Annotated in this window: 10 protein-coding genes and 1 pseudogene; 8 read left to right on the forward strand and 3 right to left on the reverse strand. The window is 61.2% G+C overall.

What is annotated here, in order from left to right; genetic code table 11:
- Positions 1-544 precede the first annotated feature (544 nt).
- The 8 genes and pseudogenes from BGIM_RS52035 to BGIM_RS58120 all read left to right on the forward strand — a co-directional run bounded on the left by BGIM_RS52035 (position 545) and on the right by BGIM_RS58120 (position 12,490).
- Entirely contained in the window at positions 545-997 is a 453-nt protein-coding gene (locus tag BGIM_RS52035; protein ID WP_020472197.1) for a chemotaxis protein CheW, read from the forward strand.
- Complete coding sequence (locus BGIM_RS58115; RefSeq protein WP_020472198.1) at positions 997-2,565, forward strand: CheR family methyltransferase; 1,569 nt, start codon at positions 997-999, stop codon at positions 2,563-2,565. Before BGIM_RS52035 ends, BGIM_RS58115 begins: the two co-directional genes overlap by 1 nt.
- Positions 2,562-3,203: a chemotaxis protein CheW gene (locus tag BGIM_RS0123645; protein ID WP_020472199.1), complete on the forward strand. Its 642-nt coding sequence runs from the start codon at positions 2,562-2,564 to the stop codon at positions 3,201-3,203. The genes BGIM_RS58115 and BGIM_RS0123645 overlap by 4 nt, the downstream gene beginning before the upstream one ends.
- A 175-nt stretch (positions 3,204-3,378) precedes the next feature.
- A complete protein-coding gene (locus BGIM_RS0123650) occupies positions 3,379-4,851 on the forward strand; it encodes a CHASE3 domain-containing protein (RefSeq protein ID WP_020472201.1) in 1,473 nt (490 codons plus the stop codon).
- A 3-nt stretch (positions 4,852-4,854) separates the two neighbouring features.
- The gene (locus BGIM_RS0123655; protein ID WP_020472202.1) at positions 4,855-6,924 is read left to right on the forward strand and encodes a hybrid sensor histidine kinase/response regulator; all 2,070 of its coding nucleotides are present in this window, start codon (positions 4,855-4,857) and stop codon (positions 6,922-6,924) included.
- A complete protein-coding gene (cheB, locus tag BGIM_RS0123660) occupies positions 6,921-8,000 on the forward strand; it encodes a chemotaxis-specific protein-glutamate methyltransferase CheB (RefSeq protein WP_020472203.1) in 1,080 nt (359 codons plus the stop codon). Before BGIM_RS0123655 ends, cheB begins: the two co-directional genes overlap by 4 nt.
- Positions 7,997-10,261: pseudogene (locus tag BGIM_RS0123665) on the forward strand (response regulator); the annotation flags it as partial. The gene cheB and the pseudogene BGIM_RS0123665, both read left to right, overlap by 4 nt.
- 177 nt (positions 10,262-10,438) lie before the next feature.
- Positions 10,439-12,490, forward strand: coding sequence for a response regulator (locus tag BGIM_RS58120; protein ID WP_020472205.1), 2,052 nt, complete (start codon positions 10,439-10,441; stop codon positions 12,488-12,490).
- 10 nt (positions 12,491-12,500) lie between these two features.
- Here the strand turns inward: BGIM_RS58120 and BGIM_RS0123675 are convergent, their stop codons facing one another.
- The 3 genes from BGIM_RS0123675 to BGIM_RS52055 all read right to left on the reverse strand — a co-directional run.
- Positions 12,501-15,611 (reverse strand): efflux RND transporter permease subunit, encoded by a 3,111-nt coding sequence (locus BGIM_RS0123675; protein ID WP_020472206.1) that lies wholly within the window; start codon positions 15,609-15,611, stop codon positions 12,501-12,503.
- An 11-nt stretch (positions 15,612-15,622) separates the two neighbouring features.
- The gene (locus tag BGIM_RS52050; protein WP_020472207.1) at positions 15,623-16,864 is read right to left on the reverse strand and encodes an efflux RND transporter periplasmic adaptor subunit; all 1,242 of its coding nucleotides are present in this window, start codon (positions 16,862-16,864) and stop codon (positions 15,623-15,625) included.
- A partial coding sequence (locus BGIM_RS52055; RefSeq protein ID WP_040889946.1) for a TolC family protein occupies positions 16,861-17,318 on the reverse strand: 458 nt, incomplete at its 5' end. The genes BGIM_RS52055 and BGIM_RS52050, both read right to left, overlap by 4 nt.

Raw genomic sequence — 17,318 nt, forward strand, 5'->3', positions numbered from 1 at the left:
GCGGCAAACCGAAATGCGGGGGCGATGTCGGTCAAGACACCGATTCGCTTTTGGCGGCGAAAAGACCGGCGGCGCCAAGTCAGCCCGGCGAATCAGTTGCCGGCGGGCAGAACTTTTCTTCCCCAAAAAATTGCCAAGAGTTTTGTGGTTGTCATGCTCGCAAACGCTGATTGGATCGTTGGGATCTGGATGCCGCGATTTGATTTTTGAAAATCAGTCCTGTCAGAACGGTCTTCGCAGTGTCGCCAAATGGAATTGCTAATCTCCGTCGAAGTTATATTTCGACGAATATTGATGCGTATAAGCCGTTTGGCCATTGTTGGAGGGTTAAGGAATGAACGCAATAAAAAGTGTGTCTTGCACATAAATGACAATATGTTTTTGTTGCTAAAGCCAACGTGAGCGGTCACAATCTAGATAGGCAGATGACTTGTGAGCTAACTATTTCACAGTTCGGGCGCGGCATCCGGTAACACGGCTTTGGTTCTGTGGTTGCAGCCTCCGTTCGCTCCAAAGTCGTATGACCATGGTAAACAGCCCTCCCATGGAAACAACCTTTCTCCTCATTCGCCTGAATTCCAAATTGTGCGCGATTCCTCTGGCGGTCGTGGCGGAGTGCATGCGTCCGCTCCCCGCCGAACCCGTTCCAGGGACGCCGCCGTACCTGCTCGGGCTTGCCGTAATTCGCGGGGGGCCAGTTCCGGTCGTGGATCTCGATGTCTTGCTCGGAGGAACGGGCGACGGGCCTCGCGGTCGGTATGTCCTGCTGAAATTCGGCGAGAGGAAACTTGCCATCGCCGTCTCCGAGGTGTCGGGTGTTTGCCAACTGCCTGATTCGATTCTGCGCGAGGCGCCGCCGTTGCTCCAAGGGGGTGACCGGGAACTGATGGCGGCGGTCGGGGTGAGGGATGATCAGTTGTTTTTCGTTCTTCGGGCCGCGAAAGTCGTGCCGGATGAGGTTTGGCGTGTCCTTGAGACGAACAGGTTGGAAAGCTGATGAAATTGCCCTCCCGAGAACTGATCGACCGCTTTCGGGATGCCGTGGCCCGGCGGTTCGGGCTTGATTTCGACGACGGCAAGCGGGATTTCCTCGGCGAGATTCTTGCGAAACAGACCGACCGTGTGACGGAAACGGATGCCATCACTTATGTTCACCGGTTGTTCACGGGGCAAGCGTCTCAAACCGAGACGACGACGCTGGCGGCTGATCTCACCGTGGGGGAAACGTATTTCTTCCGTCACCCGGACCAATTCCGCGCGTTCACCGATGTCGCTCTGTCGGGCCGGCAACCACAACCGGGGGCGGCTCCCCGGCGGCTTCATATCCTGTCCGCCGGTTGCGCCTCGGGAGAAGAGGCGTATTCGCTCGCCATCCTGCTGCGACAGTATCTTCAGGACAGTTCCGGTTGGGATCTTCGTGTCACGGGAATCGATCTCAACCCCGTTTCGCTGGCCAAGGCCGTCCGGGGGCGTTACACGGAGTGGTCGCTTCGGGGAGGATATGAAGCTCTCCGTCCGCAGTATTTCCAAGTTGTTGGCAAGGAATATCTTCTCGACAATTCCATCCGTGCGATGGTGTCTTTTGAAGAAAGAAACCTCCTTGACGATGCCCCTGACTTTTGGCGGCCGGGCGCCTTCGATGTGATCTTTTGCCGCAATGTGATTATGTATTTCACACCCGAGGCGGCCCGAACCGTCGTCGCCCGGTTCACATCGTCCCTGACTCCGGGTGGATTTCTCTTTCTCGGCCCGGCCGAGACGTTGCGCGGCCTCTCAAACGAATACCATCTCCAGCACACGCATGACACCTTCTACTATCGGCGTCGTTTGCGCGACGAGAAGATGCCTCAAACTCCGGTGCTATCGGAAACCACGCCGCGTTTTCTGGACGCATATATTCCCGAATTGGCGGCGGTCGATGATTCTTGGGTGGCCGCGATTGGCAAGGCATCCGAGCGGATTGCCCGGCTTGGACGGGAGATGAAGCCGGTGCCTTTGTCCGGCCGGGGAGCCGGGTTTCCCGAACAGGAAGTTCGCCCGGCGCCGGAGAAGACGGGCCTGACCGGCAGCATCCACGCCGCTCGCGAGATGGTCCGACAGGAACGATACGCCGACGCCCTTCAACTTCTCGGCTCGTCGGCCGATGAGGGGCGACGAGACCCCGATGAGCAACTTCTGCGCGCCGCGATCCTAACCAATGGCGGGCAGGTCGCGGAGGCCGAACGACTGTGCCACGATGTCCTGACCGGGGACGAACTCAATGCCGAGGCCCGATACCTTCTTGCCCTGTGTCGGGAGCATGCCGGAGAGTATGAGGCCGCCATGGAGCAGGACGGGATCGCGATTTACCTCGATCCGGGGTTCGCCATGCCGCATTTGCACCTTGGCCTGCTCCGCAAGCGGGCGAGGGACCGGGAGGGGGCGTGCCGTGCCTTTGGCGATGCCGCCGCTTTGCTCCCCCGTGAGGACACGTCTCGTATTCTCTTGTTCGGCGGGGGATTCAGCCGCGACATGCTGCTCCGATTATGTGAGGCGGAACTTCGCGCGGGTGGGGACGACGCATGAGCACCGGTGACCAAACTGGCGGTTTTCGGGATGATGATGTCGAGCAAACGACGCGAGGCGGAACCTCTCGCCGACGGAAGCGACCCTTGGGCACCGGTGACCGGAGCGGCGACATTCGGAATGACGATGCCGGGCAAATGCGCCGGAGTTTCGACCAGATCTTTGCGGCCCCGGAGCCTGCTCCGGAGGGAGAACTTGCCGATTTCGTGGCCATCCGTGTCGCAGACCGTCCGTTTGCGGTGCGCGTGGCCGAACTCGCCAGAATTGAGGCCGGGGGCAAGATCGTCGCGCTGCCCGGCGGGAATCTATGGCTCTTGGGGTTGGCGAACAGTCAGGGAAAATTAATGCCCGTGTATAGTTTGGAGCTTGCGCTGGGGTTTGACCGGACGCCGGGTGAGAAGTCGTGGCTCGCGATCTGCGGGCGGGAAGAGCCGCTGGGATTGCTGTTCGATGCGATGGAGGGATATTTGCGAGTGCCTCAGACGGACATCTTTGGCACGGAGGCGCCAGGCGCCGCCTCGCATGAGCAACTGACCGTGCGAGGCGGGGGGATGTTGCGTCCCGTCGTGCGCATGGCCGCCGTCGTGGCGGCAATTCGAGAACGTGTTCCTTCGCATACCCCTGTGGAAGGGGCTTGAGTCATGCGTTTGTGGCTTCGGGGCGATGATGATCCCGAAATCCTCCGGTTGTCGCGATTGGCAATCGCGGCGAGCGACGCCGTTCTTTCGTTTCTATTTCCATGCGTTGAGCCTGTGTTGTTAAGCCAGCACACTCAGGATAATTTCAGGCTCGCGGTTTAAGAGGGTCGCTCAAATGACTGGACAATGGACTTTTGGAAAGAGACTGGCCACGGGGTTTGGATTTGCCGGACTGGTGTTATTGGCCGTCGGGGTCGCCGGCTATTACAGCACGGATCGTTTGATTGAGAACGACAAACGGGTGAATCACACTCATCAGGTTCGCCGGGATTTGGCCGATCTTTTCTCCGAATTGAAGGACGCCGAGACCGGCCAGCGCGGTTATGTCATCACGGGAGTTGATGGTTTTCTGGAACCGTACAACTCCGCGTTGGAACAGATCAAAAAGACTTTTGAACGGGTTCGTTCAATGACGTCGGATAACCCGGACCAACAACGCCGATTGGACAAATTAAGCCTCATAATCGAGGCAAAACTGGCCGAGTTAAAGCGAACCATCGATCAACGCCGCAAAGAAGGTTTTGAGCCGACGGCCAAGGTGGTGACCGCAGGGGAAGGCAAGGAAGCGATGGACACGATTCGGCAAATCCTTGCGGAAATGGACCGGCAGGAACAGAATTTGCTGGAATTACGAGGGGCCGAGGCAGAATCGACGGCCCAATGGACCAAGGCCGTCATTCTGTGGGGCAGCCTGGCTGGTTTGGCGCTGACCGCGATTTTTGCGTGGTACATCGTCACGTCGCTGACCAAGCAAATCGGTTCGGCTATTCAGCATATTCAAAGTTCGTCGAGCGAGCTCCAGGCTGCGGCGAATCAACAGACGACCGTTTCGCGGGAGCAGGCGGCATCAATGAGCGAAATCGCCACCACCATCAAAGAACTGGTGGCCACCGCGAGGCAAATCGCCGAGAGCGCCCAGCGAGTCGCCGGGATTGCCGAGGAAACCGCACGGGGGGCGCGCACCGGCGACCAGACGCTGCGGGGCGCGCAAGAAGCGGTGGCGAACATTCGCGGGCAGGTCGATCTTATCGTTTCCCACATGCTGGATCTTGGCCGCAAGTCCCAGCAAATCGGCGGCATTCTGGAGGTGATTAACGAACTGGCCGAGCAGACCAACATCCTGGCCATCAACGCCTCGATCGAGGCCGCCGGGGCCGGTGAATCGGGGCGTCGTTTCGGGGTCGTGGCGGACGAAATCCGCAAGCTGGCGGATCGCGTGGGTGGGTCGACCAAGGATATCAAATCGTTGATCGAGGAGATCCGCGGCGCCGTCCACACCACGGTCATGGCCACGGAGAGCGGTTCCAAGGCCGTTGATGTCGGAACCCGACAAACGCGAGACGTGTCTGCCGCGTTCCAGCAAATCGCCCGGCTGGTTGAAACGACAACCGAGGCGGCGCGCGAGATCGAATTAAGCACGAAGCAACAGACGACGGCCGTGGAACAAGTGAACGAAGCGATCGCCAGCATGGCCCAGGCCTCCAAGGAGTCGGAGGTCAGTTCGATGCAGACTCTCCAGACCGTCACCGAACTGACCGGTTTGTCCCGAAACCTGTCGAGACTGATCCAGCCGCAAACGAATGCGTGACCCATGGCAAAAGATCCCTACAAGTATTTTCGGATCGAGGCCCGCGAACTCCTGGACGGTCTTTCCCAGGGGATCATCGACCTTGAAAAACAGGGTGTCAGCAAAGAGTTGATCGGCCGGTTGCTGCGCATCGCGCACACCCTGAAGGGGGCGGCCCGCGTGGTCAAACAGCGGGAAGTTTCCGAGGCGGCCCACCATATTGAAGAAGTGCTGTCACCTTTCCGGGAGGCCACCGTCCCTTTCCCGAAGGAACAGGTCAGCCGGCTTTTGGAACTGGCCGACGCCTGCGGCGAAAACCTCAAATCCGTCTTTTCAACACCCGAACAGGCGAAACCCTCCGAACCGCCGCCAGAGGCGGAGGGAGCGTTCACCAATGTTCGCGTGGAAATCGCGGAAATGGACTCGCTGCTTTATGATCTCGCGGATGCGGCCAGTCATATGGGGGCACTGTTCCAGGAAGCCTCGACGCTTGATTCCATCACGGAAACGGCCGGCAAACTGGCGACGGAACTGGCTTCACTGTCCGGAGTTGCCGATGACGGCAAACGATTGCTCGCCGGCACGGAGTCCTCCACGGCCGACGAATTACACGCGGCGTTGAAGCGGAGCCATCGGGTCTTGCGCGCCGGCCTTGACCGCGCGCACCGTGATCTCGAAGCCATCCGCGACCGGGTCAGCGATCTGAGGTTGCTCCCCGCGAAGACGATTTTCGCCTTGATGGAACGCACCGCGCGAGATGCGGCCGAGACGCTGAAGAAACGAGTGATTTTTGAGGCCGCCGGTGGTGAACATCGACTGGATGCCCACGTTTTGCTGGCGCTGCGGGACGCTCTCGCGCATGTCGTTCGCAATGCGGTGGCTCATGGCATCGAGACAGAGGCGAAACGGTCTGCAAGCGGCAAGCCCTCCGAGGGCCGCGTTCGCCTTCGTGTGAACAAGGTTGGAAGACGCATTCACTTTGTCGTCGATGACGATGGCGGTGGCGTCAACCTTGTCGCCATTCAAGATTCCTTGATCGCGAAGCGGTTGCTCCCCGCCAACGAGGCGAGGGCGCTTGGGATTTCCGAAGCAGCGCAGCTTTTGTTTCAGGGAGGATTGAGCACTGCGGCCGAGGTCACCGAGGTCATGGGGCGCGGCATCGGGCTGGATGTCGTGCGGGCGACGGTCAGCCGGTTGAAGGGCGAAGTCAGTCTTCGCAGCGAACCGGGCCGGGGCACAACGATTGAGATGATGGTGCCCGTGTCGATGGAGTCGATGGACGTGCTGGCCGTCGATGCCGGGGATTCAAGGGCATTAATACCGTTTGACGCGATTCTCAAAACGGCGAGACTGGCGAACAAGGATCTGGTGCGGTCTAACAATGGTGTGATGATGGTTTTGGACGGACAGGCTTTCCCGTTTGTCCCGCTTGCGGATATTCTGGACGGGCGGCGTCAGACCGGGCGCTCGCCGATGGTGTGGACCATCCTCGTTGTCCGGGCCAGAGGGTTGCAAGCGGCGGTGGGGGTGGACCGATTGAACGGCGTCCGCAACGTGGTGGTCAGGCCGCTGCCGGCCCTCTGCGGGCCGGTCCCCTTGGTCGTCGGCGGAACGCTTGACGGCGAAGGCAATCCGGAACTGGTGCTTGACCCGGCCGCCCTGATCGCCGCGGTTCATTCCGAATCCGAGTCGGCGACCGAGCCGGTGGTGGTTCCTCCATCCTCCGTCCTAGTGGTCGATGATTCGCTCACCAGTCGCATGCTGGAGCAAAGCATCTTGGAAACCGCCGGGTATCACGTCGATCTGGCCGTCTCCGGGGAAGACGCCTTGGAGAAGGCGAAGTTAAAACAGTATGCGATCTTTGTCGTGGACGTGGAAATGCCGGGAATGAACGGTTTTGAACTCCTTGAAAAGTTCCAGGCGGACCCCGTCCTGCGGCGAATTCCGGCGATCTTGGTGACCTCCCGAGCCTCGCCCGAAGACCGGCGGCGGGGAAAACAGGCCGGGGCCAGCGACCATATCGCCAAGGGGGATTTTGAAGAGGGGCATCTGCTTCGCACGATACGCCGGCTCATCGGGGGGGAATCGCCATGAGAAAAACACGAGTGTTGGTCGTGGAAGATTCCCTCACGGTGCGCAAGTATTTGGTGGAATGCTTTCAAGCCGATCCCGAGTTCGAGGTGGTCGCCGAGGCGGATGATGGCAAAAAAGCCATTGAACTTTGCGAGCGATTGCGGCCGGACGTTGTCACGATCGACATGGTGCTTCCGGTGATGAGCGGCCTGTCCGCCACCGAGTACATCATGGCCTATTGCCCGACGCCCATTGTGATCGTTTCGGCATCAACCAATCGCGGTGAATTGTTCCGGACCTACGAAGCCCTCGCCGCCGGGGCCATCGAAGTCATTGAGAAGCCTCTTGACGACACCAGCAACCCCGAGTGGGAACGGAAATTGCTGTCCACGGTGAAACTTGTTTCGCGGATCAAGGTAATCACCCACCTCCGGGCGAAACTGGGACAGACTCGGAAAGACCCGCCGGTCGCTTCCTCCCTCCCTTCTCGCCAAGGGCCGGTGTCATCCTGCCAGTATCTTGCGATCGGCGCCTCGACTGGCGGTCCGCAGGCTCTGGCGACCCTCCTGCGCGCGCTCCCGGCCGACTACCCGCTCCCGATCCTGATCGTCATGCACATCAGCCCGATTTTCGGGGTGGCGTTTGCCGACTGGCTCAACGATCATTCTTCGATTCCCGTGGTCATGGTGGTCCGCGATCAGCCGCTTCCGTCGTTCGGCACTCCGTGCGTGTTGCTGGCGCCGCCGGACCGGCACCTTATTGTCCGGGAGCGAAAACTCATGCTGACATACGACCGTGAGATCCACTCATGTCGGCCCTCGGTGGATGTTCTCTTTCAATCGATTGCGGAAGAGATCGGAAAACTGGCCGCCGCCGTTCTCCTGACCGGGATGGGCCGTGACGGGGCCAAGGGACTCCTCGCCATCCGGGAGGCGGGCGGGCTGACCATTGCCCAAGACGAGGCGACATCGGTCGTCTTCGGGATGCCGCGAGAGGCAATTCTGCTGGGGGCGGCGCGTCATGTCCTCCCTCTGGAAGAAATCGCGACGACCATCGCCTCGCTCGCCGTTGCCGGCAACGGAGGGAAGAAATCATGACCCACCGTGTGTTAATCCTCGACGACAGCCTGACCGTGCGCATGGATCTGTCGGAGGCCTTCTCGGAGGCCGGCTTTGAACCGGTCCTCTGCGCCGATCTGGCGTCCGCCCGCCGGGTCTTGGCCGAAGGTACCGTGGCGATGGCCGTCTTGGATGTGCTCCTCCCGGATGGCGACGGGATTGACCTGCTCCGTGAGATTCGGGCGAACCCGGCGATCGCGAACATGCCCGTCATTCTCTTGTCGGCGGAAGCCGAAGTCCGCGACCGGGTTCGGGGGCTGGTGGTCGGCGCGGACGGATACCTTGGCAAGCCTTATGACTGCGCCATCGTGATCGACCGCGCCCGGGAATTCATGCGCCGGCGGTCCGGTTCCGCAGGGTCATCCTCTTCGCCTCTTGTCCTTGTCATCGACGACAGCCCGACGGTTCGGGAGGAGCTTTCCGAGGTTCTCGAATCGGCTGGGTACGCCGTGCAGACGGCGGGAACTGGAGAAGAAGGATTGCGGATGGCCGGGCAGACCCGCCCTGATGTCGTCGTGGTTGATGGTCAACTCCCCGGCATTGACGGCGGCACGGTGATTCGCCGCCTCCGATCTGAACCGGCGCTCCGGCACATTCCCTGTCTGCTGCTCACCGCCTCGGCGGCAACAGACGACGAACTCCGGGCCTTGGAGGCAGGGGCCGATAGTTTCGTCCGCAAAGAAGAAGGGACTGCCGTCGTCCTCAGTCGCATCACCACCCTCTTGCGCTCGGCGGTCGCGCCGACCGCCTTGGGACGGCAAATCTCACCGGCCGGTCCGAAGCGAATCCTGACAGTGGATGACAGCCCGACATTTCTGGACGCGGTTTCCCATGAACTCGAACAGGACGAGTACGAGGTGTTCCAAGCCCGGTCCGGGGAAGACGCGCTCAAAATACTCGCCAGTCAGCCGGTCGATTGCGTGTTGCTCGACTTGGTGATGCCGGGCATGACGGGCGAGGAGACATGCCGGCGAATGAAGGCGATGCCGGGGGGCCGGGATGTCCCGGTGATGATCCTGACCGCCACCAAGGATCAGGAGGCCCTTCTCAGTTGCCTGAAGGCGGGGGCGGACGATTACATACCGAAGGCGCTTGAGTTTGGCGTCCTCAAGGGAAGAGTGCGGGCTCAACTGCGACGCAAGCAATACGAGGGGGAGAACCGGCTGATTCAGGAGGTGGTCTCCACCCTCCGCAAAAGCGAGGCGTTGTTAGGCGGTCTATTCGAGTCCTCGCCGGACGCCATTGTCGTTTGCGACCGCGATGGCCGGATCGTCCGGTTCAACGCCCAGGCCGAGGCGGTGTTCGGGTATGGCCGCGCGGAGGCGCTTAATCAACTGGTCGAAATATTAGTGCCCGAACGGTTCCGCGAAAAACATGAATCCTTTCGTCAGGCTTACATGGCCGAGCCGCGTCGGCGCGCCAGCGCGCCGGATCGCGATTTTTGGGCCCGTCGCAAGGACGGGACCGAGTTTCCGGCGGACATCGTGCTGGGACCGGTCGTGACGGAGGACGGCGTGTTGGTTCTTGCGACAGTGCGGGACGTGACCCGGCGGAAGGAAATGGAACTTGTCCTTCAGGCCAGAAATGAAGAGGTCCGCGAGATCTCCCAGCAACTTTGGCAGACGGCCAAACTGGCGACCATGGGGGAGTTGGCCGCCGGCATCGCCCACGAACTGAACAATCCGTTGGGAACGGTAAGCTTGGGGATCGAAGAATTGCTTTCCCAAGCCCCGGAAGGCTCGGCCGCCCGCCGGGAACTGAAAGTCATGGAGCAGGAAACGGACCGGATGGCCCGACTGGTGGCAGACCTGCTCCAGTTCAGCCGGCCCGGTCATCAACAGGTTTCCACTTTCGAGTTGTCCTCGGAAATCGAGAAGACGCTGGAGTTAAGCCTCCATTTCCTCCGCAAACGCGGCGTGGAAGTGGTTCGGGAGTTCGCACCCGATGTTCCCTTCATCCAGGCCGATCGGCAGCAACTCCGGCAGGTGTTCCTGAACTTGATCGTGAATGCCAGCGATGCCATGCCCAAGGGGGGCACCCTGTTCATCCGAATCGGCAGCGGCGTTAGGGAGGATGAACCGGCCGCAGTCGTGTTGGAATTCACCGACACCGGAACCGGTATTCCGGCCGAGCATTTGCCCAAGATCATGGAGCCTTTCTTCACCACAAAAGAACCGGGGAAGGGGACGGGCTTGGGTCTGGCGATCTGCCGCCGAATCGTCCAGGAACACCACGGGACGATCACCCTGACCAGTGAAACAGGCAAAGGAACCACCTTTCGGATTGCGTTGCCCGTCCGCAACGGACATAACGGCAAACATCTGGACGCCGGGTGACCAACATAAACTCCCTCGCCCCCGGCAAGACGGCCCCGTGACCGTCAGCCCGTGCCGATCCATCCGCCGGAGAATTTCGCCATGAACACTTCCAGTCTGGGACGGTTGTTGATCGTCGATGACGAGATTGAACTTCTGAATTCTCTGGCGGACAAGCTTGCGAGGCAGGGCTACGAGACCGTGCGGTTCTCCTCCCCCCACGAAGCCCTGAACGCACTGGCGGGCCGGGCCTTTGATCTCTTGCTGACGGATCTGATGATGCCGGGGATGGACGGGATCACGCTGCTTCAGGCGGCTCGCAAAATCGAGCCCGACCTGGCCGGAATCGTCATGACGGGACAGGCGACCGTGCAGACCGCCGTCGATGCGATGAAGTCCGGCGCCGCAGATTACATCTTGAAGCCGTTCAAGCTCAACGTGATCCTGCCTGTTCTGGCTCGCGCCCTGGAACTCCGACGGCTGCGATTGGAAAACCTCCAGTTGCGCGAGACCGTGGGCATTTACGAGCTATGCAATGCCATCGCCTTCACTCTCGATCATCAGACGCTTTTGAACAAAGTGATTGACGCCGCGATGCAACAATGCGAGGCCGAGGAGGCTTCGATCATGCTGCCCACCGACAAGGGGGACGAACTCCGGGTCGCCGTCATCCGGGGCGACGGGCGGGCCCACCTCGTCGGAGAACGGGTTCCCTTGGAACACGGGATCGCGGGATGGGTGACCCGCCATCGTGAACCGCTCACGCTCATGGGCGAGGTCCGCGATCCGCGATTCTCGCCCGTTCAGGCGCGATCCGATATTCGCTGCGCGATCTCCATGCCCATGCTGGTGGGCGGCAAGCTCGTCGGGGTTCTGAACGTCAACTCAACCAACCGGCGGCAGTCGTCCACGATGGGACAGGTCAAGTCGCTTGGCATTCTTGCCAACACCGGGGCGTCGGCCTTGGAGAGCGCCAGACTCCATCTGGCTGTCCTGCGTGCGGAGGAGCAGTACCGTTCCATCTTCGAAAACGCCTCCGAAGGCATCCTTCAGTCCTCTCCGGACGGCCGGGTGCAGATCGCAAACCCGGCCATGGCGGGGATTCTGGGTTACGACTCACCCGGCGACCTCATCGCCGGTGTGCGGGACTTGGGGTCGCAAGTCTATCAGAACGGACAGGATCGCGAGGAGGTGAAGCGGCTTGTCGAGGAACATGGTCAGGTTCAGAACATCGAACTGAGAATGGTCCGGAAGGACGGGGGCCGGATCTGGGTGTCGTTGAATGGCCGGGCAATCAGAAACTCTCAAGGCAAAACCTTGCGGTACGAAAGCACGATTATCGACATCACCCGGAGGAAATTCGCCGAGGAGTCGCTCCGTTCGGCGAACGAGGCTCTTGAACAACGGGTGCGCGAACGCACGGCGGAGCTTGAGGCAGCCAACAAGGAACTTGAGGCGTTTTCCTATTCCGTGTCGCACGACCTCCGGGCGCCGCTCCGGGCCATCGACGGGTATGCCCGGATTGTCATCAGTGATTTTGGCCCTTCACTGCCCGACGAAGCACAAGACTATCTCCGCGATGTCCTGAGAGGCGCCCAACAGATGAGCCGGCTTGTGGACGACTTGCTTGGCTTCTCCCGCCTGAGCCGACAGCCGTTGCGTAAGCAACCGGTTGACACATTGAAGATGGTTCAGAAATGCCTGGAGGAACTGAAGCCGGTCGTTGCGGAACGGCCTGTGGAGATCCGAATCGGGGATCTCGCCCCTTGTCAGGCCGACCCGAATCTGCTCAAACAGGTTTGGTTCAACCTGCTCTCCAATGCGTTCAAATACACCGGCAAGCGGAACCCGGCGGTGATCGAGATCGGATGCCAGTCTGATTCCTTGGGATCGACGTACTTCGTCAAAGACAATGGCGCTGGCTTCGATATGCGTTACGTTCACAAGTTGTTTGGAGTGTTTCAGCGACTCCATCGAGCCGAAGACTACGAAGGGACCGGTGTGGGGCTGGCCATCGTTCAGCGCATCGTTCAGCGGCACTTGGGGCGGGTTTGGGCCGAGGCCGAGCCTGATCGTGGCGCGACCTTTTTTTTCTTCCTCCCGTCATTGGGTTCCAACTCGCTTGAATCATCAGACATTGAGAAGAACCAATGACTTGCCCGGCTCACCCTGCAATGCTGGCCGGGGGCTTGGAATGGTCGGTTTCTCCGCTATTCGTTTTTTTCCCAAACCGCAGATATAGCGGGGGCAGAAGGAAGAGATTTAAGACGGTGGAGGTGACCAGCCCGCCAAGGATGACGACGGCGAGGGGGAATTCGATTTCCTGCCCCGGCTTGTTGCCGGTGATGGCCAGGGGGAGAAGGGCGAGGCCGGTGGCGAGGGCGGTCATCAGAATCGGGGCGAGGCGTTCCTCGGCCCCCCGTGTCACCAGCGAGAGGCCGAAGGGTTCGCCTTCCTCGTGTTCCAAATGCCGGAAGTGGCTCACCATCATAATGCCGTTTCGGGCGGCGATGCCCAGCACGGTCACGAAGCCGACGATGGACCCGAGGGACATCACCCCGCCGGTGAGAAACACGGCGATCACTCCGCCGACGAGGGCGAACGGGATGGTCAGAGCGACGAGCCAGGTCGGCCGCCACTCCCCGAAATCGACAAACAGCAACAGCACGATGCCGATCAGGGCCAGCGCGCCAAGGGCGTAGAGCTTTCGCGTGGATTCCTGCCGGGCCGCGTATTCGCCGAGGAATTCCGGGTGATACTCACGGTCGAACGGAACGGCCTTCACCGCCGTTTCAACCTCGCCGGCGACGGAGCCCAAATCACGGTCTTTCACATTGCAAGTGATGTCGATGCGGCGGGAGGCATTCTCCCGTTTGATTTCGTTGGCAGCGGGAACGATGGCGACCTCGGCCACGTCCCCCAACCGCACTTGCACTCCGGCGGGGGTGTCGATGGGCAACTCTTGCACGGCCGTGAGATCGCTCCGCACACTCGGGACGCCCCACACCATCACGTCGTATTTTTTCACTCCCTCGAAGACTTCGCCGACCTTTAAACCCTTCAAAAGCGTCGAGGAGGCCCGGCGAATGTGACCGGCCGTCAGCCCGTATTTCTCGGCCGCCTCGGGCTTGAGTTTCACTTCCATTTGGGGGATCAACACTTGCGGTTCTACCTTCAGGTTGGCCACTCCCGGCACCTTGGCCATCGCCGCCTCGACCTCTTTGGCCTTCGACCTCAAGACCGCCTGATCCGGGCCGTACAACCGCACGACAACGGTGGCCCCCGAACCGGTCAGCACCTCTTTGATGCGTTCCCGCAGGAAGGTCAGCACGTCCCGGTAAAGCCCCGGATATGAGTACACGGCCGCTTCGATGAGCTTGAGCGTTTTTTGGTAGTCGGCCTTGGAATCAATGCTAATCCACAGTTCGGTGAAGTTCGGGCCGACGGGTTCGTCCGCGACCTCGGCCCGGCCAATGTGCGAGCCGAAGTTTCGCACACCCTCGATCTTTCGCAAATCCTTGCTGGCCAGCACAGTCACGCGGGTCATCGCCTCCAGCGAGGTGCCGGGCTTTTCGACGAAGTGCATCAAGAAGTCGGTCTCTTGAAAGTTCGGCAAAAATTCCTGTCCGAGCCGGGTCGCCCCGGCGGCCGAGAGGACGAACGCCGCGCTGAGAAACACGATCGCAAACGTCGGCCGACTGACGAAGAACGGCAACACCCGGCGATACTGGGCTTTCAAGAACCGGGCCACCGGAGCTTCTTTCGGCGGGGTCGTGCGGCCGGTGAGCAGCATATAAGAAAGAGCGGGCGTGACCGTGAGGGCCACGAACAGCGAGGCCATGATGGCGACGACATAGGCCATCGCCAGCGGCCGGAAGAAGGCCCCGGAGAGGCCGTCAAGGTAATACACCGGAACGAACACCAAGACGACGATGAAACTGGCGTACACGACAGCCGAGCGAACTTCCATCGATGCGTCGATCACCACTCGGAACGGCGTGTGCGGCACGGGCAGTTGCCGGTTCAAGGCCAGCCGGCGGGCGATGTTCTCAACGTCGATAATGGCATCATCGACGACTTCACCCAGCGCGATCACCAGTCCGGCCAGCACCATTGTGTTGATGGTTGCCCCGGAATAAGCGATGACGAGCAGCGCCGCCATCAGGGAGAGAGGGATGGCCGTCAGGCTGATGAGGGCGGTTCGGATGTCATAGAGGAACATCATCAAAATCACGACGACCAGACCGCAGCCGATCACGAGGGCGTGTTTCAGGTTGTCGATGGCCCGTTCGATGAACGTCGCCGGCCGGAAGATGGTCGGGTCAATCTCCACATCCTTCAATCCCGGCTTCAGCAACTCGATGACGGCTTCCACCTTGCGGGTGAGTTCCAGCGTGTTGGCCTGCGGTTGTTTCTCGACGATCAGCAGCAAACCCGGTTTGTCGTTGATGATCGCGTCGCCGATGGGGGCGCCGGAGTCGATGCGGATTTTGGCAATGTCCCCGAGCCGGACCGGCGCCCCGCCTTTGAAATCCACGACGGTGCGGGCAAGATCGTCTTCCGTGAGGATTGGCGAGACATGCCGGACGGCCAGCCGGTTGTTGGGGGTGTCCACGAAGCCGCCGGAGTCGAGGACGGTCGCGTCCCCGGCGGCCCGGCTCACGGCGTCGAGCGTGATGCCGTTGGCCCGGAGAATGTCGGGATCGACCAGCACTTGAAATTGCTTGTCCCGCTGGCCCCAAACGGCGACGTTGGCCACGCCGGTGACGGCCATCAACCGGGGGCGGACCGTCCACATGATGATGTCGGTCAGTTCTTGCTGGCTGAGCGTGTCCGACCAGACGCCGATCTTCATCACGCGGCTAGTGGAGGAAAGGGGCTGTAAAATCACCGGCGGGCGGGCCACGGCGGGGAGCCGCCGCGTTTCGGCGGTCACCCGTTCCTGCACCATCTGCCGGGCGGCCATCGGGTTGCTGCCGTTCTCCAAAATCATCACGATTTGCGACAGCCCGAGAACGGACTTGGACCGCAATGTTTTCACTTGGGGAATGCCGTTGAGGGCGTTCTCCAGCGGCACGGTGACGAGGTTTTCGACTTCCTCCGTGGAGAGGCCGGGGGCCTCGGTCTGCACCTCCACGACCGGCGGCGCAAACTCCGGGAAGACATCCAGCGGGGCCGTGCGGACCGAGCGGGAGCCGACGACCATGAGCACGACGCTCAGGGCGAGGACAACAACCCGAAGACGGACGGAGGTTTCAATCAGGGAAGAGAGCATGGTGTGTCGGCCTACTTGCTAAAGCCCGCTTCCGTGCCGAAAAGTTCGGCGGTTCCCTTGGTCACCACCACCGTGCCGGGTTTGGGGGCCGAACCCGGCTTCAGATAAGCGACGTTTCCGGTGACATAACGCACTTCCACCCGACGGCGGGTGAATGTCCCCTCGGAGAGTTGTTCATAAACCCAGGTTCCCCCGTGGATGTCGTGGAACACCGCGTCCCACGGCACGGTCAGGCTGTCGTCCGGATCGTCGAGCGGCAGACGAACCGACACCCGGTGGCCTGGGCTGTACTTCGACTCCCGGTTCTCCAGTTCGTAAAAGAGATCGACCGTTCCGGCGAGCGGATTCGCCGACGGGGCGGCCGGGACAGACTTCGCGGTTTGTTCCGAGCGGCCCGGCTTGGCCGCCAGCGGCGTCACCACCGCATCGGCCTTGGGATCGAGGTGGCTCAAATCCCCGGCGTAGACCGGCACGCGAATCCAAACACGGTCGGTGTTCACCAGATCAAACAACAATGCCCCGCTTGGTACTGTCTGGCCGGGCGAGGCCGAGATTGTCCGCAGCAGTCCGTCCTCCGGGGCATTGATGGCGATGGGGGAAGCCGTCCCGGCATCGAACTCGCCGACCACCTTGGCAAGCAGATCGCGGCGGGCAATGACGGCCAGCAACGATTGTTGGGCGGTGTCGTAAGCGGCTTGGGCATCTTCCAGCATGCGCTTGCTGCCCGCCTCGTCTTTCAACAGTTGCTTCGCCCGGTCAAGGTTGACCTTGGCGGCGTCCAGCGTGGTCTGGACGGTTTTCACCTGTCCGTCCGCGTCGATCTTCGAGGCGGCGAGGTTGGCCCGCCCTTCGGGGGTGAGCAAGGGCAGAAACTGGAAAACTGGCTGGTTTCGGGCGACCGGGGTTCCGGCGCTCGGGACGCCTTTTTCGGGGGCCTTCAACACGCCGCTGAGCGGGGCGGCGACACTGATGGCCTGTCCCGGCCGGACGGTCACTTCGCCGCCGTAGACGCGGGTCCGCTTTTTGGCTTCCTGCCCCACGACGCCGGTTTCGATGCCGAGACTCTTCAAGCCTTCCGGCTTCAAGGTCACGGTGGTGATTTTCGATTCGTCCAGTGTTTTGGAAACACTTGCCGGGACCGCCGGGGGGGAGCCTTTGCCGCCGCCAACGGTGCCGCTGGCCAGGAACCAGACGCCCGCCCCGACGACGGCCGAGACGGCCAGTCCGGTCAACAAGCCCTTTTGGTAACTCATGGAAGGTTGGATGGGGGTGTCTCGAAAAGTAACCGCCGACCGACGCTGCGTTCCAGTTCGGCCCAGGCCCGTTGCAGGTCGGCCTTTAGCTGGGCCTCGCGGTTGTTGGTGTCGATCAACTGGCGGGTGGTTTCCAGCACGATCAGGTAACCGGCGTTCCCGTCTTCATACGCCTTTTGCGAGCGTTGAATACCCGCCTCGGCCTCGGATTTGACTTTCCCGAGCAGAATTTCATACTCCGACCGGGCCTGTTCGTATCGCACGGCCGCCAGCCGCACCTCGGTGATGATCTGGTTGCGCAGGACCAGTTCCCGGCGGGTGAGTTGCTCCAGTTCGGCCTCGGCGCGAGCGATGCCCCCCTGGTTCTGGTTGAAGATCGGGACGGTGACGCGGAGGGCGGGGCCGAACTCGTGCCCGGTCTTTTTGCCGCTGGTGGCGTCGGCGATGCCGAGCA

Source organism: Zavarzinella formosa DSM 19928 (genome assembly GCF_000255705.1).
GTDB lineage: Bacteria > Planctomycetota > Planctomycetia > Gemmatales > Gemmataceae > Zavarzinella > Zavarzinella formosa.